The sequence below is a fragment of the Candidatus Poriferisodalis sp. genome (assembly GCF_965208925.1).
Classification (GTDB): Bacteria; Actinomycetota; Acidimicrobiia; order Acidimicrobiales; family Poriferisodalaceae; genus Poriferisodalis.
This window is the reverse complement of sequence record NZ_OZ242364.1, coordinates 2851443-2872847: the sequence shown is the minus strand read 5'-3', so window position 1 is coordinate 2872847 and position 21405 is coordinate 2851443. Positions and strand designations below refer to the sequence as shown.

Here is a 21405-nt window from a genome sequence, read left to right as displayed (position 1 = left end):
GGGCGAGAATTCGTGTCCGAAGGAGCCGGTTGATTCGCCGTAGCTGTCCCGGGTTCGTCCGTCCCCGTGCCACAGGAAGCAAAGAGCAGCGCGGCGCTCACCAGCAGGCGTCGGAGCTTCCACCCCGCAGCGATGCGATGGCTCTCGATCTGCCCCCATGGCCGCACGCGTTCAGGACGCTAGATCCCGCAATGGCCCGTGAGCGGGATGACCCCACACGCTGTCCGCAGCCGTACGCTCCTTGCATCAGTTGAGCAAGAGCGCCGCGGAGGGCAGCCGCATGGATGCGATGGACCTGGGGAGTCTGAACTGGTGGGCGATCGTCGTGGCGATCGTGTTCAACCAAGTGCTCGGTGCCGCGTGGTACAGCACGCTGGCCAAACCGTGGATGGCTGAAGTCGGACTGACCGATGAGGACATGGAGGCAATGAAGGGCACACCGCGTCAGTGGTACCCCTACGTACTGGCGATCGTGCTGGCATTCGTCTTCACGCTGGCGCTGGCGCTGCTGGGCCAAGGCCTCGATGTCGACTCGTTCGGCGAAGGCCTCGGACTGGGTGTGCTCGCCGCTGTTGGCTTCGTTGTCACCTCCAACGGCATCAACTACGCCTTCGAGGGCCGCAGCTTCAGGCTTCTCGCGATCAACGCCGGCTACCCGCTGATCTCCTACAGCGTCATCGGTGTGCTGCTCGCGCTGTGGCGCTAGCCCAGCTTCTGGGCTGCAGCGGCCGCACCCGCTCAGGCCGGCGCGGTCACTGACCGGCGATGTGACGGAAGGCTGAGTACTTGGGCTGATCGATCGCCACTTGGTGTGCGGCCGCGGTGCGCAGGTAGTCCGCTAGACCGGGTTCGTCCAGCGGCATCGAGCCCTTCCGCAGCGCGTGCACGAGCTTCCAGCGCAAGGCAGTCACCTGCTCGGCGACTGCAGCGTCCCCCGAGCGCGCTGAGTTTGCCGGCAGTGCCGCGTCGCCTACCAGAGCGGTGAGTCGGTCGAGCTCGTAACGATGCAGCTGCGGGCCGATCAGGCGTTCCCGCAGCGCGATGTCGATCGAATTGCCAGCCACGAGAGCGAGGAAGTTCGTGCGTCCCTCGGTGGCTTGGCGGACCTCGCCGTGCAGGAAGTCGCGCACGCTCTCGAGCAGCTCGTCCATGCGGGGCATGTCGCCTGCCGCGGCATGTGCGGCAGCACTGGTGTGGCTGCCCCCAAGCGCCGACGGCTCACTCGGCCGGCGGCCGAAGTCGGGTTCGAGGAGACCAAGTTCAGACACGGCGGGGAGGAATTCGATGGGTCCGGGAATGATGAGGTTCACGCAGTCGAGCTGGCACTCCGAGCTGCGCCGGCCGATGCCGGGCCGCTCCACAGTGGCATCGGAGCCGATCCGGTAGCGATCAGCCATGCCGAGGCAGCCCACCGCCCACCAGAACGAGCCGAACACTTCCCAGTACTGCACACGGTCCCGATCGACAGGGTGACCGGCCACGCTCTCATATCCGGCGAACAGATCCTCGTAGTGCCCGAAACCGCCGACGGGCAGGTGACGCTGCCCGAACCGCCATGAGTTGGTGCACATCCAACCCAGGTCGCGCATCGGGTCGCCAATGTGTGCCGTCTCCCAGTCGAGCACCGCGTTGAGGCCCTCGTCGGCGTCGACCATGACGTTGCCGTTGCGGAAGTCGTTGTGCACCAGCGTGAGTTCGACCGGCCCGCGGCCTTCCAGCTGCTCGGTGAGCCACCGACCCGCGAAGTCGATCATCGGCTGAGGAGTGGGCATCTCCCTGTAGCGGTCCCACGACTCGGCCAGGTACTCACCTGGATCGACCCTGCGCAACGCCTCCGCCAAGCCGGTCGCCTCTAGATCGATGCCGTGGATGCGTGCCATTTCCTGCCCGCACTGGAAGGCCAGCCGTGAACGCGCTCCGGCCATCTCCGGTGCTCGAGCGATGCGGGCACCCAAGGTCACGCCGTCTAGCCATTCCATGAGGAACCCTGCGCCGATGCCGTCAGTGTCCTGCAGCACGTACAGCACCTCGGGTTCGGGAACGCCGGCCGAGCGGGCCGTGCTCATGCACAGCGCCTCGGCTGCTACGCCCGTGACGTTGTCGCCCTCACGATCTTCGCCGTCAGGCCCCCGGCGCAGGCAGATGTCGAAGGTGACCGCAGCATCCGACATACGGCGACAGCGCAGCCGGTATGTCTCCATGCTGGCGCCGCCGCTCAGGCGTTCAGCGTCCTCCAGACCGGCGCAATCGGCTATCTCACGGCGGACAACTGCATCGAGCGCTTCGAAGAAGTCCGGCAACCGATGCTGACGATCACCGGTCACCACGCACTCCCTGGGCGGCGCTCAAATCCAGTGCAGTCCGCAGTTCAGCCCTCAGCGTGGTCCTTCTGCTGGGAGCCGAAGATCGTCGGCGGTCCCTTGCGGGACCAGTCAGGCGCACCATGCATCTGGCGGCCGTCGACGGTGAGCATCTGTGAAGCCTCTCCGCCGCAGATCCGACCACCGCTCAAGCCGAGCACGCCGTTCGCGCCGATGTGGCTGATGGGGTAGGAGTCGACTGCCGAATAGGTCTGCAGCAGCAGCGGTCTGGGCCGTGGCGAGTTGTTGGGCAGCGAGCCGTGAATCATGCAGCAGTTGTGCACCGTGACCGATCCGGCCGGACCGCCGAGATACACCATCCGGTCGAGATCCAAGGTCGCAACGTCGGCATCGGCCATGGACCCCGCCCAGCTTCCGTCCGGCGCGTACTGGTCGAACAGCGGGCCGCGGTGGCTGCCCGGCAGCACGCCCATCGGGGACATCTCGGCATCGACGTCTTCGAGATACACGCCGATGGTCAAGGGCGTGAAATCGGTGTGAGGCCAGAACTGGATGTCCTGGTGCCACTTCACCTCCTCGCCACCGCCAGACCACTTGAAGTTGAGCTTGGAGTGGTGGTAGCGCACCGGTCCGCCCAGCAGCGCCGAAGCGAGCTGTGCGGGCGGTCCCTCGAAGGTGAATCGTGCGTACGAAGGGTGCTGGTCGACCGGTGAGATGAGCCGCCGCAGCCGTGGAGCGTCAGAGGTGTGGGTGGGTTCGAGGTCGAACACCTTGCCCGATGCAGTCTGCGAGCGGCTGGCCTCGACGAACTCTGCCGTCACCGAGCGAAGCTCGCCGAGCCAGTCTGACCCGACAAAGCCCGGCAGGCACAGGTAGCCATTCGCCTCGTAGTCAGCACGCTGGCTGTCCGTGATGACGTCGCTGGCGGACGGGGCAACTTCGGCGAGTGTCATGGCGCAAACCGTACCGGGCATCGCTCTGCGAGTTCTGCGTGCTCAGTCGGACTGCGGCTTGATCTCGTCCATCAGCAGCAGCAGGTCGATGACGTCGTGGGTTGCGACGGTGCCGCAGAAATCTCCGTCGGGTCCGTCCACTACTGGCGTCACACTGATGGCGTACTTGGCCATGCGTTCGAGCACGTCGCTGATGGGCTCATCGGGGCGGGCTGCCATCGGGCACGGGCGCATCACCGCACGCAGCGGCGTCGTGGGCCGGCTGCCGCGCCGAACCCTTCGGAGTCGAGAAAGCGAGACGACGCCCTCCACCTCGCCGTCGGACGCCACGACATAGTCGGTGTGGCCAGGCACGGTCCACTCCGCAAGGAGCTCCTCGACCGTCACGTTTGGACCTGGCAGCTCGCGAGTCGCGTCCAGCAAGCTGCCCACCCGGACGTCAGCGAGCGCGTAGCGAGCGAACGACGGCGGCATGGAGTGCGGAGCCACCCGCACCTTGCTGGTCCGGGCACGCTCGACCGCGGCGGTGATGAGCGGCGGCATCACCAGCATGTACCCGAGCATGACGAGCACGAGCAGCGAGAAGACATCCGCACCGATCACACCCTGTTCCAGCATCACCAGCAGGAACGCAACCTCGGCAACGCCCTTGGCCATCAGACCCGTGGCCATCGTCAACGGCACGTCGATGCGTACCAGGAACGTACCGATGAAGGCCCCGGCGAATTTGCCCGCCAGCGGGATGACGACCAGAGCGACGATGGTGGTCAGCGGCTGATCCAGGAACGACAGGTCCAAGTACAGCCCGGCTGAAGCGAAGAACAGCGGCACGAACAGGCCTTCAGACGCGCTGCGGAATCCGGGCATGATGTCGTTGCGCACTTGCTCAGGCAGGCCCGACAGAGCGGCGCCGAAGAGCAGTGCCCCGATGCTGCCATGCAGACCCATGCGCTCCGCACCGACCACTACCAAGAACAGACCGCCCAGCAGCAGGCCGAACGACAGCTGCGGCACGTCGAAGATGCGTTGCAGCAGCGAGATAGCCGCAGGGAGCACGCGAGCCGACAGCAGCCAGGCAATCAGGACGAAACCGACGATCTGGGCGATCAGCCGGACGATCGCGGCGGCATCGGAAGCTTCGGCATGTTCGCCGACCGTGAAGCCGACCACCAGCAGCGCCATGATCTCGGCGATGAGCACGACCGCGAAGATCTTGAGACCGATGCGCTCGCGCAGCTGACCGCTGTCGGAGAGCACCTTGGCCACCAGGCCCAAGCTGGAGAGCGACAGCACGCCCGCCAGGGCGAGCGCGTCGGTCGTCGGAAGGCCGAGCGAGAAGCTCAGGCCGAAGATGTCCGAGGTGACCGACAGGGAGACCGCCGTGGAGATGGCGACAGAGATGAGTGCGGCGGCAAAGTAGCGGCCGCGGATGATCGATACGAAGCCGCGCACATCGATCTCGTCGAAGCCGATGACGAAGAACAGCACGAAGATTCCCAGTCCCAGGAAGATCTGCAGCTCACTGGTGGGCTCGACCACGCCGAAGACAGGACCCAGCAGGATGCCGGTCAGCGCATACGCGACGATCGAACTCAGGCCGAGTCGTCCCAGCAGCCCCTCGAGGAGCTTGGCCACGACAATCAGGAGCCCGAGCGGGACCAGCAGATCAGGCAGCATGCGAAGTCACACCTGGGTCAACAAGAGGTTCCGGGAGCTGCTGAGTTTCACACGGTCGCGGTGCCGGATACATGCCGACGGCTCATCCTGACTTAGGGTGAGGCGATGGCTGCGGAGCTGGTGATCTCCGGGGGTCGACTGGTGGCTCCGGCCGGCGCGGTCGAACCCGTCGACGTTGTCATCGACGGCGGACACATCACGGGAGTCATGCCCGCAGGGACGGGCCCGGCCGCACGACTGCGGCTGGACGCATCGGATGCCTGGGTGATGCCCGGCTTCGTCGACATCCAGGTGCACTTCCGGACTCCGGGCGGGACCGAGAGCGAGGACATGGCCTCAGGTGCTGCGGGAGCGGCCATGGGCGGAGTGACGGCATGTCTGATAATGCCAAATACTATTCCGGCGATTGATTCGCCTGCCATGGTGCGCGACGTGCTGGCCCTCGCCGCCGGCCTGCCGTGCGACATTCGCACATCTGCTTGTGTCACCGCGGATCGTGCGGGAGAGCTGCTGACAGACCTTGGGGCGCTGTATGCCGCTGGCGTTCGGGTCTTCACCGACGACGGCGACTGCGTCGCCGACGACTCGCTGATGGAGCAAGCCCTCGCCGCGACCGTGGAGCTTTCAGGAGCAGTCATCAGCCAGCATGCCGAGGATCCGGACATGGTCTCGGGCGGTGTCATCAACGCAGGAGCCGTAGCGGATCGTCTGGGCGTGCGAGGGCGCCCGGCCGATGCAGAGGTGTCAGTGGTGCACCGGGACATCGAGCTCGCACGGCGCACCGGCGGTCGCTACCACGTGCTGCACCTGTCCACCGCGGCAGCAATGGAGCTAGTGGTGCAAGCCAAGCGCGACGGCCTCGCTGTGACGGCTGAGGTGACGCCCCAGCACTTGGTGCTCACCGAGGACGACGTCGAGCGGCTCGGCACGACGGGGAAGATGAACCCGCCTCTGCGCTTGGCTGCCGACGTAGCGGCACTGCGGCGGGGGATCGTCGACGGTGCGCTCGACGCGGTGGCAACGGACCACGCGCCGCATCATCCTGTTCTCAAGGACCGACCTCTGGCCGACGCTCCACCGGGAATGATCGGGGTGGAAACGATGGCGTCAGTGGTGTGGTCTGAGCTCGTTGCCTCCGGCGAGATGTCGCCTGCTCGTTTTGTTGAGGTCGTCTCGACTGCGCCCGCTCGCATCGCTGGCATCACTGACCACGGCGGGCCGATCCGTACCGGCAGCCCTGCCAACGTCACCGTGTTCGACCCGGCCGAGACATGGACTGTTCGCGCCGCTGACTTGCAATCACGCAGCCTCAACTCGCCGTGGGCTGGCCAGGCACTCACTGGCCGAGTGCGTCACACGGTGCTGTCAGGGCGTCCGGTTGTGGTCGACTCCCAGTTGGCCTGAGACTCAGCCTCGCCGAGCTACCAGGCGCCGGCCTCACGCCAGGCTTCGAGCTCTTCCCATTCGACGCCGGCTTCGAGCAGCACCTCTTCGGTGTGCTGACCCAGCTCGGCCACCCAGGTGCCGGTCCGTGTCGGCGTGTCCGACATCGTGATGGGGCAGCCCACCCATGTCTGTTCGCCCCACTCGTCGTGATCGGCCTTGACGAGGTAGCTGTTGGCATAGGGCTGATCGCTGGCGACAACCTCCGAATGCGACCGAACGGGGCAGAAGCGCTGCTCGGCAGCCTCGAGTCGCTTGGACCACTCCTCGGTGCTGCGGGTCTGGAACACCTCGGTGAAGAAGGCCCGCATCTCCAGTGCCACTTCCTTGGGAACGAAGTAGGCGTTCCAGGTGGGATGGTCGGCGAGATCGGGGCGTTCGATTGCCTCGCACATGCCGGGCCACAGGTGTTCTGGGCAGCCGGCCATGGCAAGGGCACCGTCAGAGGTCGGGAACACGCCGTACAGCGCATGCACCAGCGGATGCCCGCCGTTCGATCGTCCCGCCTCCTCCCCGGTGAGCAGCAGATGGGTGTACTCGGTCGCCTGCAGCCAGATCTGCCCACCGAGCAGGCTCACGTCGACGCGCTGGCCCCTGCCGGTTCGTTCACGAGCAAACAGCGCCGCCAAGATCCCGGTCTGGAGGTTCTGTGCCCCGCAGTGGTCGGCGACCAGTGCGCCGTAGGTCGACAGCGGGCCGCCGTCGAAACCGCTGGAGGCGACCACGCCACCGGCCGCCTGCCCGGCGATATCAGCGCCTTCCCGGTCAGCGTCGGGCCCGTACGGCCCGAGAAAACTGCCGGCGGCCCAGATGATGCGGGAATTCACCGCTGCCAAGTCGTCATAGCCGAGGCCCCACTCGTCCAGGGTCCCCGGCTTGAAGTTCGACAAGACGACATCGGAAGTCTCCACTAGCTTCAGGAACGCCTCGCGCCCTGCATCGGTACGCAGGTCGAGTGTCACCGAGCGCTTGCCCCGGTTGCAGGCGATGAACACCGAGGTATGCCCGAAGTCTTCGAGCATGTCGACGTGACGGCCGACGTCGCCGATCTGCGGCAGCTCGATCTTAATGACCTCGGCGCCGAGGCCGTGCAGCATGGCACCGGCCTGCGGGCCTTGCACGAGGGTCGACAGGTCGAGGATGCGAACTCCGTCCAGTGCACCGGGCATGGCTGTTCCTTTGTCGGGGGTGTCGGCAGCGGTTCGGAAGGATCGTAATTGGCAAAAGCGGCTGCGAGAATGGGCCGCCGTGAGCGGGACCGCTGCCACCACAGGCGCTGAACTCGAAGAGGCATCGGCCCGGACCCTCCGGTTCTCGATCCTGATCTCGGCAGTGCGCTGCACGCTGACCTATGTGATCCTGCCTTTCGCCGCGCCGGCCATCGGATTGGCGGCAGGAGTCGGACCTGCAGTGGGGATCCCCATTGCCGTGGTAGCGCTCTGGGCGAACGTGGCCAGCATCCGGCGCCACTGGCACACCGGTCACCGGTGGAAGTGGCCGATCAGCCTGCTGAATGCCGGGATCATCGTCCTGCTGGTCATCCTGCTTGTTCTCGACGTTGGACAGCTGCTGTAACGCTGCGCGACGGCGTCGTCGGCAGTGTCCGAGGGCGGTCTCCCGTTAGGTTCGCCGGATGCACGTGCTGATCACGGGAGCTGCCGGAATGCTCGGCCAGAAACTGGCCAGGCGCTTAGCGGACGTCGGCGCATTGCGCGCGACACCCATCGAGCGGATCGACCTCGTCGACCTCGTCGAGGCACCGACTGTCTCCGCCCTCTGTGCCGCACGCGTGGCAGATATCTGTCACCACGGCGTTGCGGAAGACCTGGTGAGCCCCATGCCCGATGTGATCTTCCACCTCGCAGGCGTCGTATCCGGTGAGGCCGAGGCCAATTTCGACAAGGGCATGGCGGTCAACATCGACGGCACACGAACGCTGTTCGATGCACTGCGCTGCGCCGAGGGCACCCCACGAGTGGTGTTCACGTCATCGATCGCGGTGTTCGGGGCACCGTTTCCCGACCCGATTCCCGATGACTTTCACCTGACACCGCTCACGTCATATGGCACACAGAAGATGGTCGCCGAGGCGCTGCTTGCGGACTGCACCCGCCGCGGCTTTTTCGACGGCATCGGCATACGGCTTCCCACCATCAGTGTTCGCCCCGGTCTTCCCAATGCAGCCGCATCCGGCTTTTTCAGCGGCATCGTCCGCGAACCGCTGGCCGGTGTCCAGGCTGTGCTGCCCGTGTCCAGGGAGGTGCGCCACAGCCATGCCAGCCCGCGCACGGCGGTCGAGTACATGATCCATGCCGCCGAACTCGACAGCACAGCACTCGGCGCACACCGCAACCTCACGATGCCTGGCGTGTCGGTGACCGTTGGCGAGCAGATCGACGCACTCATTCGTGTCGCAGGTCCGAATACGGCGTCGCTGATCGTCGAATCACCCGACCCGGTCATCGCGGAGATCGTTGCCGGATGGCCGGAGCGATTCGACACCCAGCGGGCCCTGGGCCTGGGTTTCGTTCCCGACGGGAGCTACGACGACATCATCCGCGCTTACCTCGAAGACGATTTCGTTTCCGGCTGAGCAAGGGCCCAAGCGGCCCGTGAGCGGAGCGAACAAGAGCGGGGTGGCCGGGCCCAAGCGGCCCGTGAGCGGAGCGAACAAGAGCGGGGTGAACAGTGTCACCGCGCAGGGTCGCGCGTTTGGCACACTGGCTAGACATGCGGGTACATGTCCCGGCGGCTGCTGCGGCGGCGCTGTGACCGCAAACCCTGTCCTAGCGGTGACGCCGATGCGCATTCTGTTTGCCGACAAGATCGACACCGGACGCTTGGGCCGGCTCGAGGCTGCGGGTCACGAGTGCATCGTCAAGCCAGATCTGACTGCGAATGATCTTGTCGAGCACATCGACGGCATCGAAGTGTTGGTCGTGCGCAGCACCGAAGTGGCGCGCAAAGTGTTCAAGGCCGCTGACAAGCTCAGCATGGTGCTGCGAGCCGGTGCGGGGACCGACACGATCGACTGCGACGGGGCGAGCAAGTTCGGCATCTACGTCTGCAATGTGCCGGGTCGAAACGCAGTGGCCGTTGCCGAGCTGACCATGGGCTTGCTGCTGGCGGTCGACCGGCAGATCCCCGATGCCACATCGGACTTGCATGAGGGCCGCTGGAACAAGTCCCAATACATGGGTGCCACAGGCTTGAAAGGACGCCGAATGGCCATCGTGGGCATGGGCGCCATTGGCATCGAGGTCGCTCGGCGCGCAGCGGCATTCGGCATCGAGCTCTCCGCGCTGTACCGCTCGGATCGCTCTCGTGCTTTGCTCGCCGAAATGAAGCAGCTCGAGATCCAGATCCATCCTGACTGGGACAGCCTGCTGGCAGTGGCCGACATCGTGTCAGTGCACTTGCCCGCCACCCCTGAGACGTGCGGCCTCGTCAATGCAGAGTTCTTGGCGAAGATGCCTGACGGCGCGGTCCTGCTGAACACCTCTCGCGGAGAACTCGTGGACGAACCGGCGTTGCTGCGCGCGCTGGACGAACGAGGCATGCGGGCAGGGCTTGATGTGTTCTGCGAGGAACCTCCCGACGCCGACCCGGACTGGCATTCCCCGCTGGCATCGCACCCGCGCGTCACCGGCACCCATCACATCGGTGCGTCCACGGTGCAAGCCTCCGAGGACATTGCAGACGGCGTTGTCGAAGTGCTCGAGGCCTTCACTGCAGGTGACGTGGTCAATTGCGTCAATCGGGCAAAGCGTCCGCTGGGTCGCAGCACCATCGTCGTCCGGCACCGTGATCAAGTGGGCGTGCTTGCGGGGATCCTGATGGCACTCCGTGCCAGCGGCATCAATGTCCAGCAGATGCAAAACGAGATCTTGGCTGGGCCGAAGCACCATGCCGCCGTGGCCACGATCCGTGTCTCACGTCGTCCCTCGCAGAAGGTGCTTGGGGAGCTGGCCGAAATGGAAGCCGTCTACGGCATCCGGCTCATCAACACCTCTTGAGATGCGCTGCATGTGACTGTTGGTATCTGATCGGATACCATCATGAGGGTGAACGCGGCCCAAGTCATCCGTTCCGCTCGAACCCGAGCTGGCCTCACGTTGCGGGAACTCGCGGCACAAGCCGGTACGTCGCATTCTGCGATCGCCGCGTATGAGTCGGGCGCCAAGTCACCGTCGGCCTCCACGGTTGATCGCATCGTCGAAGCCGCCGGGTTCGCGCTCGATCGCGAACTCAGCCCCCGGGTACGGGACGACGGCCGGCAGGGCAGAGGCGCTGAGCTGGCCGCCGTCTTGGAACTGGCGGCGGAGTTCCCGGCCCGACACGCTTCGATGCTCGAGTTCCCTGTGTTCGGACGATGAACCTGGTCGAGCGGGTCGTCGCTCTGCACCGCGCTCTGGACAACGCCGACATACCCCACGCGTTCGGCGGTGCACTGGCGCTCGCCTGGTGCACCCAGCAGGCGCGGGGGACTATCGACATCGACATGAACCTGTTTGTCGGCGTCGATCGAGTCGAGTGGGCGCTGGCGGCCCTCCCCGAGGGAGTCACGGTGACCCAAGCCAACCGGCATGAACTGGAAACCGACGGCCAGGCTCGATTGTGGTGGGACACGACGCCGCTGGACGTCTTCCTCAACACCACACCGTTCCATGAAGCGGCTGCAGGCCGAGCCCGCGTCGAGCAATTCGGCGGTGCGCAGGTGCCCTTCCTCGCCTGCCGGGACCTCGCCGTGTTCAAAGCGTTCTTCGACCGGACCAGAGATTGGGCCGATCTCGAGGACATGAACTCGGCGGGCACGCTCGACCACGAAGCCGTACTCGGTGTGCTCGCTCGTTACCTCGGCGGCGACGACCACCGGGTCGCCCGCCTGCGATCCCTCGCCGTCTAGCGCCGGTCGGTGGCTGGCCGATATCGCGGCCTACGCTGACTCGATGCCCAGCGGGGCCCTGCACGAAGAGCGCCCTGCGCGTAGCCCGATGGCGGCCATCGTCATCGCGGGCAGCATCATCACGGCGATCTCGCTGGGAGTGCGGGCCACCATGGGCCTGTTCACCGACGAGATCGACATGGCCTTGGGTGTCGGTGTCGACACATTCGGCCTGACTATCGCCGTGCAAAACCTGGTGTGGGGCCTCAGCCAGCCGCTCGTCGGCACCTTTGCCGACCGCTTCGGAGCGGGTCGAGTGCTCATGGCCGGCGCCGTTGTCTACGCAGGCGGCCTGCTGGTCATGGCGAATGCAGACGGCGCAGCAGGGCTGTACACGGGCGGCGGGCTCATCGTGGGGCTCGGCATGTCGGCGGCTTCGTTCGCCGTCGTGCTGTCGTCTATCGGCAAGCTTGTCGAGCCGAGTCGTCGCTCGATGGCATTGGGCATCGCCACTGCCTTCGGGTCCTTCGGGCATTTTCTGCTGGTGCCGATCACACGGGTCTTCATCGAATTGCTCGGCTGGCGTGGTTCGTTGGTCTTCTTGGCCTTGGTCACGATGGTCATCGCCGCAGTGGTACGGCCGCTGCGCACCGGCACTCGCATCACTGAGGCCGAGGGCGCCGACAGGCTCGGCCCAAGCTCCATCGACCCGGGCAGCGCCGGCCGAGACCAGGAGTCCCTCGGCCAGCTCACCGGCCGGGCGCTGCGCCATCGCGACTACCTCTTGGTGAACGCTGCCTTCTTCGTGTGCGGCTTCCATGTGACCTTCATCGGCGTCCACCTGCCGAAGTCGCTCACTGATGCCGGCTACGGATCCAGCGTCGCCACTTGGTCGCTGGCGTTCATCGGGCTCTTCAACATCTTCGGTGCCTTTGCCGCGGGGTTGCTCGGCGTCCGGTTCAACCAGAGCCGCTTGCTCAGCATCATCTACGTCACCCGCGCCGTCGCGTTCGCGGGCTTGCTGTTGCTGCCGGTCATGCCCGTGGTGGCGCTCGGGTTCGGCGCGTTGCTGGGCGTGGTGTGGCTCGCCAGCGTGCCGCTCACCTCAGGCATCGTGCTGGGTCAATTCGGCGTACGCAATGCCGGGACCCTGTTCGGATTCGTTTTCCTGTCTCACCAAGTCGGAGCATTCCTCGGTTCTTGGGGCGCTGGCGAGATCCGGGAGCTGACGGGCTCCTACGACCTCTGGTGGTGGCTGGCCGCCGCTCTGGGCGTCGTGGCGGCCGTGATTCACTTCAGCATCTCCGACAAGCCTGCGCCCGCTCAGCCGGTTCTTGGGGCTGGGCCGGCACCTGCACCATCCGCAGGAGCCTCGGCAGCTCTCGCCGCTCAACCGCCGAACACGCCGTAGCTGCCCTCGACGACCAGGCGGATGGAGACATACAGCCCGAACAGCGGGCACAGGATCCAGGGAGCGTTGAATCCCAGAATCATGCCGTACAGCTCGCCCCTGCTGATGTCTCGGTGACGCTTCGCAACGAAGAAGCTCATCAGGTAGATGGACGTCGCATATGTCCACTGCCAGAAGAACATGATCCCGAGGATTCCTGCCGCAAGCGGCGACAGGAACTCCGTCGTGAATGCGGCGTACAGGATCAGCGTGGGTATGGCCGTGACGAAGCCGTTGCCCACGTCCACGTTGAATCCGTAGCTGCGGCGATCGGCGTACGAACCGTCGTATACGGAATAGGCAGCCCACACGTCGGCCCAAGTGTCCGGAGAGAACGCTGACCGCAGCGGAACCCTGGCCATGAGGAATGCGAGTGCCGGGCTCCTGCCGCTGTGCAGCCGTTGCTGTTGCCAGTACGCAATACGGGACTCGATGTAGTCCCGCCGGAGGTAAAGGCAGATCTCCCAGAAACAGATCACAAGATTGGTCGAGAGGAACAGGGCAAAGACCACGTACGTGATGTCGATGCCCCCGTGCCAGTACCCGCGATGTGCAATGCCCAATATCGCGAGCACGGCGATCTTGAGCGCGGCCAGCAGCCCCGCCGGCAAAGTCAGCGACCCTTTGCTCGCTTGCGGCGTGAGGGCATCCCGTTGAGGGCCGTCTCGCGCCAGGCGACTGTGTCGGCGATCGCGTTGAAGGTGAAGACGTGCAGGCCGGCTATGGCGAGCCGCTCGGCATGAGGGGCGATCTGGTCGACCAACCCGCTCGGGTCGTAGCCGCCAGGACGCAGCATGCGGGCCACGGCCCCGGTGTTCTTGCGCAGGTAGCGCAGGGATGCCCCGACTCCCAGGCGGGTGCCGATCCGCAGCAACCGTGCCGGGTCGACCGCTCCGGGAATGCCCAGGTGCACGGGAAGGGTGAATCCGCTGTCACGCTCGGCGGCCAGCCAGACCAGGATGGCCTTGGGATGAAAGCACATTTGGGTGGCCGCGTGGCCCTCAATGCCCGCCTCGGCGAGCAGCACCTGCTTGACGTGCAGCGCTTCGTGCAGCACAGCATCGGTGATGAGCGCATGTCCCTCTGGGTACGAAGTGACTCCGATGTGGGTGAGCGAGTGGTTGACCTCGCGTAGCGCCTCGAGCAGCCCGACGGCGCTGTCGAACGGGCCGGCAGGGGAGGTGACATCACCGCCGACCAGGAATATCTCGCTGAGGCCCATCGATTCGATGCGGCCCAACAGCTCTTCCAGATGATCCCGACTGGCGACCATGCGAGCTGCGACATGGGGCACCGGGCGATGGCCCAATGCACACAGCTCAGCAGTCAGATCCAGCGTGTCCTCGAGCGTTTTGGAAGCCGACGCGGTCACCGATACCGGTGATTGGGGCGGTAGGTGCGGCAGCTGCTCGGCCAGATTGCGCAGCGGGATCAGTTCCCATTGGGCGTGCTGCAGCAGCCGACGAAGCTCGGAGGCGTCCTTCAGCAACAACTGCTCCGCTCAGCTCAGGCCGACGATATCGCCGCCGGCATCCAGGTCGATGTGGCGGGCTGCGGGGTCACGTCCTAGACCGGGCATCGTGCGCATGTCGCCGCAGATCGGGTACACGAACCCGGCACCGACCGACGCCCGCACCTCACGCACTGGCAGTGTCCAGCCCGTCGGGGCGCCCTTGAGCGAGGCATCCGACGAGATCGACAGGTGGGTCTTGGCGATGCACACCGGCAGGTTCCCGAAGCCATTGCGCTCGTAGCCGTCGATCTCGCGGTTCGCCCGGGCGGTGTAGCTCACATCGTCGGCGCCGTACACGTTGGTCGCGACGGCCCGGATCTTGTCGCGCAGCGACATGTCGTCGGGGTACAGCACCGAGAAGTCCGTCGGCTCGTCGGCCGCTTCGGCCACGGCTTCGGCAAGGTCGGCCGCGCCGGCGCCGCCGTCGGCAAAGTGGGTGCAGCGGGCCGAACGGGCACCGTACTCGGCGGCGATCTCGGCGATGGCGGCGAGGTCGGTCTCATGGTCGCCAGGGAATTGGTTGATCGCCACCACTGGCGAGACACCGTGCATCCGTACGTTCTCGAGCTGTTTGCGGAGGTTGTCGCCGCCGGCGTGCACCTCCTCCGGGTTGGCCTCGAGAAGGGCCGGCGGCAGCGGTCGCCCGGCCACGATCCGGTGCTTGCCCGAGTGAGCTTTGAGGCCACGCACGGTCGCCACGATCACAGCGGCATCGGGCGAGACCCCCGAGTACCGGCACTTGATGTTGAAGAATCGCTCTGCGCCCATGTCGGCACCGAACCCGGCCTCGGTGAGCAGGAAGTCGGACGTGCCGATGCCGATCTGGTCGGCGACGATCGAGGAATTGCCGGTCGCGATGTTGCCGAAGGGGCCCGTGTGCACGAGAGCAGGGGAACCTTCCAAAGTCTGCATGAGGTTCGGTTTGATGGCCTCGCGCAGGAGCACCGCCATCGACCCGGCAGCGCCGGTGTCCTCTGCGGTCACCGGCTCGCCGCCCTTGGTATAGCCCAGCACGATGCGGCCGAGCCGGGCGCGCAGGTCTGACATGGAAGTGCACAGCGCGAGCGTCGCCATCACCTCCGAGGCAGCGGTGATGTCGAAGCCCGACTCGCGCGGGATGCCGTCGAGGCGGCCGCCCAATCCAATCGTGATGTTGCGCAAGGCCCGATCGTTGACATCGAGCACCCGCCGCCAGGTGATGTTGTGGATGTCGAATCCGGCCTCGTTGCCGTGGTACAGGTGAGCATCCAGCATCGCTGCGCAGAGATTGTGCGCGGCGGTCACGGCATGCATGTCGCCAGTGAGATGCAGGTTGAACAGGTCCATCGGCACTACCTGGCTGTAGCCGCCGCCGGCAGCACCGCCCTTGATGCCGAACGTGGGACCCATTGACGGCTGCCGGATGGCGATGGTGGCGGTGCGCCCGATGTGTCCGAACGCCTGCCCGAGACCCACCGTGGTGGTCGTCTTGCCCTCGCCGAGCGGCGTCGGGGTGATGGCCGTCACCACCACGTAGCGTCCGCGGGGCCGGTCAGCCATGGCCTCGACGGCCTCCAGCTTGACCTTGGCCACGCCGGTGCCGTACAGCTCCAGGTAGTCCTGCGGGATGCCCGCCTCGTCCGCGATCTCGGTCAGCGGCCGGATCTGCGCAGCCGATGCAATCTCGAGATCGCTTGGAAATCCGCCTGTTGTTGCCATGCCGTGCACCCCCGCACGTATCGAGCCCTCTACACCCTGCCAGAACCCTGTGACACCGCTGTGCCACCGATTCGATGTCGTCAATTGCCAGGTCGTTCGGCTACTGTTCCCCTAATTGCTGTTCCGCTGAGTGGAACTGTTCCATCATACAGAACAGCATTGATCCATAACAGCGATATGCGGCAGCCCTGCTGCGGCATGCTGTCGACCGGCAACAGTGGGGGATGCGAGCTATGAGTGACTTCCCGGCGCGGGCAGATTGTGTCGTCATCGGTGCAGGCATCGTCGGCAACTGCCTGGTCGGCCATCTCAGCGATCTCGGCTGGACCGACATCGTGCTCGTCGACAAGGGCCCGCTGCCCAATCCTGGCGGATCCACCGGCCACGCGTCGAACTTCATCTTTCCCGTCGATCACTCCAAGGAGATCGTCGATCTCACCGTCGACAGCCAGCGCCAGTACGAGGCACTCGGTTTGCAGAACACGTGCGGCGGCATCGAAGTGGCACGCAGCCCCGAGCGCATGGAGGAATTCCGGCGCCGCATGACTTCAGCAACGTGCTGGGGCATCGAAGCGAGGCTGCTCACGGTCGGCGAGGTCGTCGAGATGGTGCCGTTCATCGACCCAGATGTCATCTTGGGCGGCTTCTACACGCCGAGCGTCTCGGCCGTGGACTCACTGGAGACGGGCACACAGATGCGCCGGCGGGCCACCGATGCGGGGCACTTGCAGACGTTCGCCAACACCGAAGTGCTCGACATCGAGACCGTGGCCGGACCGAACCGCCCCCGCATCTCCGCAGTGGTCACCGACCGGGGCCGCATCGAGTGCGACACGGTGGCGATCGCCTGCGGCGTCTGGAGTCCCAAGCTCGCCCAGATGGCCGGCGCCACCATCCCGCTGACGCCTGCCGTCCACCAGATGGTCGACGTCGGCCCGTTCGACGTTCTCGTCGAGACGAACCAGGAGCTGGCCTATCCGATCGTGCGGGACATGGACACCTTCTGTTACGAGCGCCAATCGGCAGGATCGATGGAGGTGGGCAGCTACGCCCATCGGCCGATCCTGCACCGGGTCGAGGACATCCCCTCGAATGAGGAGGCAGCCCTCAGCCCGACCGAGATGCCGTTCACGCCCGATGACTTCGACGAACAGCTCGAGCAAGCCATCGAGCTGATGGAGTTCCTCGGCGACGGCGAGATCAAGTACGCCATCAACGGCCTGCTCTCGCTGACACCCGATGCCGCCCCGGTCCTCGGCCCTGCTGTCGAAGTGGAGAACCTCTGGTCTGTTGCGGCAGTGTGGGTGAAAGAGGGCCCCGGCGTCGGCCGGCTGATGGCCGAATGGATGACTCACGGCTACCCCCGCCTCACCGATCCTCACGGCTCCGATGTCACGCGCTTCTACCCCCAGGACCGCAACGTCATCCACATCGAGACCCGTGCCGACGAGCATTTCAACAAGACCTACGGCATCGTGCATCCCCGAGAGCAGTGGGCGACGCGTCGCAACCTGACCTGCGGACCCGCCAAGGCCCGCACCGACGATCTGGGGGCCTTCTATTTCGAAGCCGGCGGCTGGGAACGACCGCACTGGTATGAATCGAATGCCGATCTCGTCGGGCACTACGGCATCGCCGGCCGCACGCACGAATGGGACGCCCGCTGGTGGAGTCCGATCACCGACGCCGAGCACCTGCACCTGCGGGAGCACTGCGGGCTGGTGGACATCTCGCCGTTCCAGGTGTTCGAGGTGTCAGGCCGAGGCGTGGTGCCCTACATCGAGAAGATGGTGGTCAACAAGTGCGACCTGCCCGTCGGGCGCTCGATCTACACCCCGGTGCTCACCGCCGACGGCGGTTTCCGTTCCGACCTCACCATCGTGCGCCTGTCCGAGGACCGTTTCCGCATTGCCACCGGCGCATTCGACGGCGGTCGTGACGAGTACTGGTTCCGCCACAACCTGCCCGCCGACGGCGTGCACTTCGAGAACCGCACCGAGGCGCTTGCCACCTACGGCGTGTGGGGTCCCAACGCCGTCGCGCTGCTCCAGACGCTGACCGAGACCGACCTGTCCCAGGCGGCCTTCGGCTATGGCCAGGTGCGCGATGGGCTGCTCTCGGGGATCCCGGTGCAGATGTTCCGCATCTCCTACGTGGGCGATGCAGGCTTCGAGATCTACTGCCCCACGAGCGCCGGGCTGGCTCTGTGGGACGCCATCACACAGGCCGGGCGGGACTACAACCTGAGGCCGGTCGGTGCCGGGGTGTACGGCACGACCGGTCGACTCGAGAAGGGCTACCGGCTCATGGGCGCCGAGCTCGAGAGCGACTACAACCCGGTCGAAGCGGGCCTGGCCCGGCCACGGGTGAAGGCTGCCGATTTCATCGGCAAGGAGTCCTACCTGGCAGCCCGGGAGGCGCCACCCGCGGCCCAGCTCGCCATGCTGCACTTCGAGAGCCTGCGCTGTGCTGAGGGCTACGACCGCTTCCCGATGGGGGCAGGCAACGAGCCGGTGCTGACGCCAGCGGGGGAGCGGATCGTTGACTCGCACGGCAGGGTCAGCCGCATCACCACTGCGGGCAACGCCCCATCTCTCGGCGCCTACCTGGCCATGGCCTACCTGCCGCCCGAGCTGGCCGCTGTGGGCACTGAGCTGTCGGTCATGTACCAACATGAGCAGTACCCGGTCGCGGTGGCGGCGACAGGTGCGAATCTCGCGCTGTTCGATCCCGACGACAGCCGCATGAAGGCCTGAGGGCGCGCCGGTGCGCATCCTGGTCTGCGTGAAGCGAGTGCCTGCTGTCGGCTCGCGCATCAACGTCACCGATGATGGCCAGCAGGTCGATACTGCCCACCTGGGCTTCACCACCAGCCCGCACGAAGAATGCGCGTTGGAGGAGGCCGCCCAGATCGTCGAGCGGCTTGACGGCGACAACCATGCCGTCGTGGTGCTCACGCTGGGTCCCGAGGCATCCACTGAGCAGCTGCGCTATGCGGCCAGCGTCGGCGGCAGCGAATTCGCACTGGTGATCGCCGACGGCGGGCTCGACTGGGATCCTCAGCGAACAGCAGTCGCGATCACCTCCGCTGTGCGGCAACTTGAGGCCGCCGGAGGGCAGTTCGACCTGATCCTGTTCGGCAATGAATCTGCTGACGGGGGCAACTTCCAGGTCGGCATCCGGGTCGCGCGTGCGCTCGGACGACCGATCGTGAACGGCATCAAGGACATTGACCCCCATGAGCGGGGATTCGTCGCGCGCCGCGAGACCGATGCCGGCTACGAGGTGTACGAGCTCGAGGCTCCCTGCGCGCTCGGTGTCAAGGAAGGCATCAACCTGCCTCGCTACCCGACCATGAAAGGACGCCTCGCCTCGCGCAAGGCCCAGATCCAGGTGCTCGACTGCGCTGCCGATGCTGACTCCGGCGGGCAGTCGCGGATTCGGCTGCATCGCCCGCCCGAGCGTGCCAGCACCACGGTGCAGCTCGGCGACAGTGCCGCGGCGGCACCCGCGGTGGTGGACCTGCTGGACGAGTTGGGCGTGCTGTGAGCGGCATCGCTGTCTTGGTCGACCACGACCGTGGTGTCCCCTCAGGCGGTGCCCTGGAAGCCCTGACTGTGGCCCGCGCGCTCGCCGCGGACCTGCATGCCGACCTCGATGCCGTCATCCTGGGCGACGACGACCTGTTCGATGCGCATGGCGCTGACCTCGTTGCCAGCTGTGCCGCCTACGGCGCCGCTGCGGTGCATTGCGGACGCCATCCGTTCCTGGCCGACTACGGACCAGACGCCTGGGGTGCAGCGCTCGCAAGGTTCGTCGAGACTGCGGCACCTCTTGCCGTGGTTGCAGCAAGCACCGATCGGGGTGCCGAGGTCATGGCCCAGCTCGCTGCCCGCGCCGACCTCCCGCTCGTGGCCAATTGCGTGCACGTGTCGCCCACAGGCTCGCCGGCCGATGCGTCGATTGATCTCGCAGCCGGCGAGGCATGGCATATCACCCGCATCCAGTGGGGCGGCTCGCTGTTCGAGGACGTGACCCTCACCTCAACCCTGCCGCTGCTCACCATTGCGCAGCACTCCATCGAGGCGGAGCCACGCGAGGACGGTCCCCTTCCATCGGCCGTTGCCGATTTCGAGCCCGACTTGGGGCCTGAAGTGCAGCAGACCCTGGTCCGCGATCGGGTGACGCTCACCGAGGGCATCACGCTGTCCACTGCGCCGGTCGTGGTGTCGGGCGGCCGAGGCGTCGGCTCAGCAGACGGGTTCGCCCCGCTCGAAGAGCTTGCAGATCTGCTCGGCGGCCGCGTCGGCTGCTCGCGAGCGGTGACGAACAATGGCTGGCGCTCGCACGCAGACCAGGTCGGACAGACCGGCACCCGAATCGCCCCGGAGATCTACATTGCCTGCGGCATCTCGGGCGCGATCCAGCATTGGGTCGGCGCCATGGGCTCGAAGAACATCCTGGCGATCAACATCGACCCGGAGGCCAACATGGTCGCCAAGGCGGGCTACGCCGTCATTGCTGACCTGCACGAGGTCGTGCCCGCGATCTGCGACGAGATCCGGCGGCGGCGCGACCGCCCCAGCTGAACGCCCGGGCTATACCGGCAGCGGCGCCCGTCCGGCCAGGTGCTCGGCCAGGTTCGACGCGGCCTCGATGAGCACCAGGCCGATGTCGTGGGTGCTGTTCGGATCGGGAAAACGGTAGGCCGGGCCGTGAACGTGCAATGCCGCCACCACCGCTCCCTCCTCGTTCAATACCGGCGCAGCCACCGAGTTGATCCCGATGGCGAACTCCTCGTACACCCAGACGTATCCGGCGCTGGCCACCTGGCTGAGCCGGGTCTTCAGCGCATCGGCATCGACCATGCTGTTCGCGGTGGTCGCCTCGAGACCGGCGCTCAAGTAGTCGTCGAGTGCTTCCGGGCCGAGGTAGGCCAAGTACACGAGTCCCGATGGCACCAAGTGCATCGGGCAGTACTCGCCTGTCCACGAGCGCACTTGCACCTCGGACTCGGGTTCGACCTGGTCGAGGTAGTACACCGTACGATCGGCACGAACGCTCACGCCGGCTGTCTCGCCGACCTGGTTGACCAGACTGTGCAGGTGCGGGCGCGCTGCGGCCAACAGACTCCGATCGGCACCGGCGGCGCCGATGATGTCGATGAGCCCCTGCCCGAGCCGGTAATCGCCGCCCGCGTCGTCCTGGACGACGGCCTCGACCGCTTCGAGCGACGTCAGCAGCCGAGCCACGGTGCTCTTGGGCAGCCCGACGTGATCGGCAACATCGGTGACACCCTGCGGCCCCACGGCCAATGCCCGCAGCACGGCGAACGCACGAGAGATCGACTGCATCAGCTCCACGGTAGCCCGCGACCAGCTCAGGACTGTCAGTCGAGCGCCATTTTGTGCCGTATTGTGGAACTGTTCTGCAATGCGGAACGCTGACTCGTTCATGCGACGTAC

At 66.0% G+C, this 21405-nt stretch carries 19 protein-coding genes; 11 read left to right on the top strand and 8 right to left on the bottom strand.

All coding sequences use genetic code 11. The features are described from left to right. Positions 1-250: 250 nt before the first annotated feature. Positions 251-706 (top strand): DUF1761 domain-containing protein, encoded by a 456-nt coding sequence (locus ACOGI5_RS12600; RefSeq protein WP_419864758.1) that lies wholly within the window; start codon positions 251-253, stop codon positions 704-706. A gap of 46 nt (positions 707-752) precedes the next feature. On the opposite strand, the gene ACOGI5_RS12595 is transcribed toward ACOGI5_RS12600, so the two are convergent. The 3 genes from ACOGI5_RS12595 to ACOGI5_RS12585 are packed head-to-tail and all read right to left on the bottom strand — an operon-like array spanning position 753 to position 4951. Then, a complete protein-coding gene (locus ACOGI5_RS12595) occupies positions 753-2324 on the bottom strand; it encodes a phosphotransferase family protein (protein ID WP_419864757.1) in 1572 nt (523 codons plus the stop codon). Positions 2325-2368: 44 nt separating this feature from the next. Next, positions 2369-3274 (bottom strand): phytanoyl-CoA dioxygenase family protein, encoded by a 906-nt coding sequence (locus ACOGI5_RS12590; RefSeq protein WP_419864756.1) that lies wholly within the window; start codon positions 3272-3274, stop codon positions 2369-2371. Positions 3275-3316: 42 nt separating this feature from the next. Next, on the bottom strand, positions 3317-4951 hold the full coding sequence (locus ACOGI5_RS12585; RefSeq protein ID WP_419864755.1) for a cation:proton antiporter: 1635 nt from the start codon (positions 4949-4951) through the stop codon (positions 3317-3319). A 105-nt stretch (positions 4952-5056) separates the two neighbouring features. Between ACOGI5_RS12585 and ACOGI5_RS12580 the strand changes: the two genes are divergently transcribed. Then, complete coding sequence (locus ACOGI5_RS12580; RefSeq protein ID WP_419864754.1) at positions 5057-6355, top strand: dihydroorotase; 1299 nt, start codon at positions 5057-5059, stop codon at positions 6353-6355. A gap of 17 nt (positions 6356-6372) precedes the next feature. On the opposite strand, the gene ACOGI5_RS12575 is transcribed toward ACOGI5_RS12580, so the two are convergent. Then, positions 6373-7563, bottom strand: a complete 1191-nt coding sequence (locus ACOGI5_RS12575; RefSeq protein ID WP_419864753.1) for a CaiB/BaiF CoA transferase family protein — start codon at positions 7561-7563, stop codon at positions 6373-6375. 79 nt (positions 7564-7642) lie between these two features. Here ACOGI5_RS12575 and ACOGI5_RS12570 point away from each other — a divergent pair, with 79 nt between their 5' ends. From ACOGI5_RS12570 to ACOGI5_RS12545, 6 genes are all read left to right on the top strand, one after another. Beyond that, positions 7643-7969, top strand: coding sequence for a hypothetical protein (locus tag ACOGI5_RS12570; protein ID WP_419864752.1), 327 nt, complete (start codon positions 7643-7645; stop codon positions 7967-7969). A gap of 58 nt (positions 7970-8027) precedes the next feature. Beyond that, positions 8028-8987, top strand: coding sequence for a D-erythronate dehydrogenase (gene denD / locus ACOGI5_RS12565; RefSeq protein WP_419864751.1), 960 nt, complete (start codon positions 8028-8030; stop codon positions 8985-8987). Positions 8988-9195: 208 nt separating this feature from the next. Next, positions 9196-10410, top strand: coding sequence for an NAD(P)-dependent oxidoreductase (locus tag ACOGI5_RS12560; protein ID WP_419864750.1), 1215 nt, complete (start codon positions 9196-9198; stop codon positions 10408-10410). A gap of 42 nt (positions 10411-10452) precedes the next feature. Next, entirely contained in the window at positions 10453-10770 is a 318-nt protein-coding gene (locus ACOGI5_RS12555; RefSeq protein ID WP_419864749.1) for a helix-turn-helix domain-containing protein, read from the top strand. Then, positions 10767-11300 (top strand): hypothetical protein, encoded by a 534-nt coding sequence (locus ACOGI5_RS12550; protein WP_419864748.1) that lies wholly within the window; start codon positions 10767-10769, stop codon positions 11298-11300. The genes ACOGI5_RS12555 and ACOGI5_RS12550 overlap by 4 nt, the downstream gene beginning before the upstream one ends. A 43-nt stretch (positions 11301-11343) precedes the next feature. Further along, the gene (locus ACOGI5_RS12545) at positions 11344-12690 is read left to right on the top strand and encodes an MFS transporter (protein WP_419864747.1); all 1347 of its coding nucleotides are present in this window, start codon (positions 11344-11346) and stop codon (positions 12688-12690) included. Here ACOGI5_RS12545 and ACOGI5_RS12540 read toward each other — a convergent pair. From ACOGI5_RS12540 to ACOGI5_RS12530, 3 genes are read right to left on the bottom strand one after another with little or no spacing between them, the layout of a single operon-like run. Beyond that, entirely contained in the window at positions 12669-13340 is a 672-nt protein-coding gene (locus tag ACOGI5_RS12540) for a hypothetical protein (RefSeq protein WP_419864746.1), read from the bottom strand. The two genes, ACOGI5_RS12545 and ACOGI5_RS12540, sit on opposite strands and share 22 nt — an antisense overlap. A 2-nt stretch (positions 13341-13342) precedes the next feature. Beyond that, positions 13343-14218 carry a methylenetetrahydrofolate reductase gene (locus ACOGI5_RS12535; RefSeq protein ID WP_419864745.1) on the bottom strand — a complete coding sequence of 292 codons (876 nt, stop codon included), beginning with the start codon at positions 14216-14218 and terminating at the stop codon, positions 13343-13345. Between the two features lie 12 nt (positions 14219-14230). Continuing rightward, the gene (locus ACOGI5_RS12530; protein ID WP_419864744.1) at positions 14231-15940 is read right to left on the bottom strand and encodes a formate--tetrahydrofolate ligase; all 1710 of its coding nucleotides are present in this window, start codon (positions 15938-15940) and stop codon (positions 14231-14233) included. Positions 15941-16173: 233 nt separating this feature from the next. Here ACOGI5_RS12530 and ACOGI5_RS12525 point away from each other — a divergent pair, with 233 nt between their 5' ends. Genes ACOGI5_RS12525 through ACOGI5_RS12515 form a run of 3 tightly spaced genes read left to right on the top strand, consistent with a single transcriptional unit; the run spans position 16174 to position 20529 of the window. Beyond that, entirely contained in the window at positions 16174-18696 is a 2523-nt protein-coding gene (locus ACOGI5_RS12525) for an FAD-dependent oxidoreductase (protein WP_419864743.1), read from the top strand. A 28-nt stretch (positions 18697-18724) separates the two neighbouring features. Further along, entirely contained in the window at positions 18725-19489 is a 765-nt protein-coding gene (locus ACOGI5_RS12520) for an electron transfer flavoprotein subunit beta/FixA family protein (protein WP_419864742.1), read from the top strand. Beyond that, positions 19486-20529: an electron transfer flavoprotein subunit alpha/FixB family protein gene (locus ACOGI5_RS12515; protein WP_419864741.1), complete on the top strand. Its 1044-nt coding sequence runs from the start codon at positions 19486-19488 to the stop codon at positions 20527-20529. Before ACOGI5_RS12520 ends, ACOGI5_RS12515 begins: the two co-directional genes overlap by 4 nt. Positions 20530-20538: 9 nt before the next feature. Here ACOGI5_RS12515 and ACOGI5_RS12510 read toward each other — a convergent pair whose 3' ends face one another. Next, positions 20539-21294, bottom strand: coding sequence for an IclR family transcriptional regulator (locus ACOGI5_RS12510; protein ID WP_419864740.1), 756 nt, complete (start codon positions 21292-21294; stop codon positions 20539-20541). Between the last annotated feature and the right edge of the window lie 111 nt (positions 21295-21405).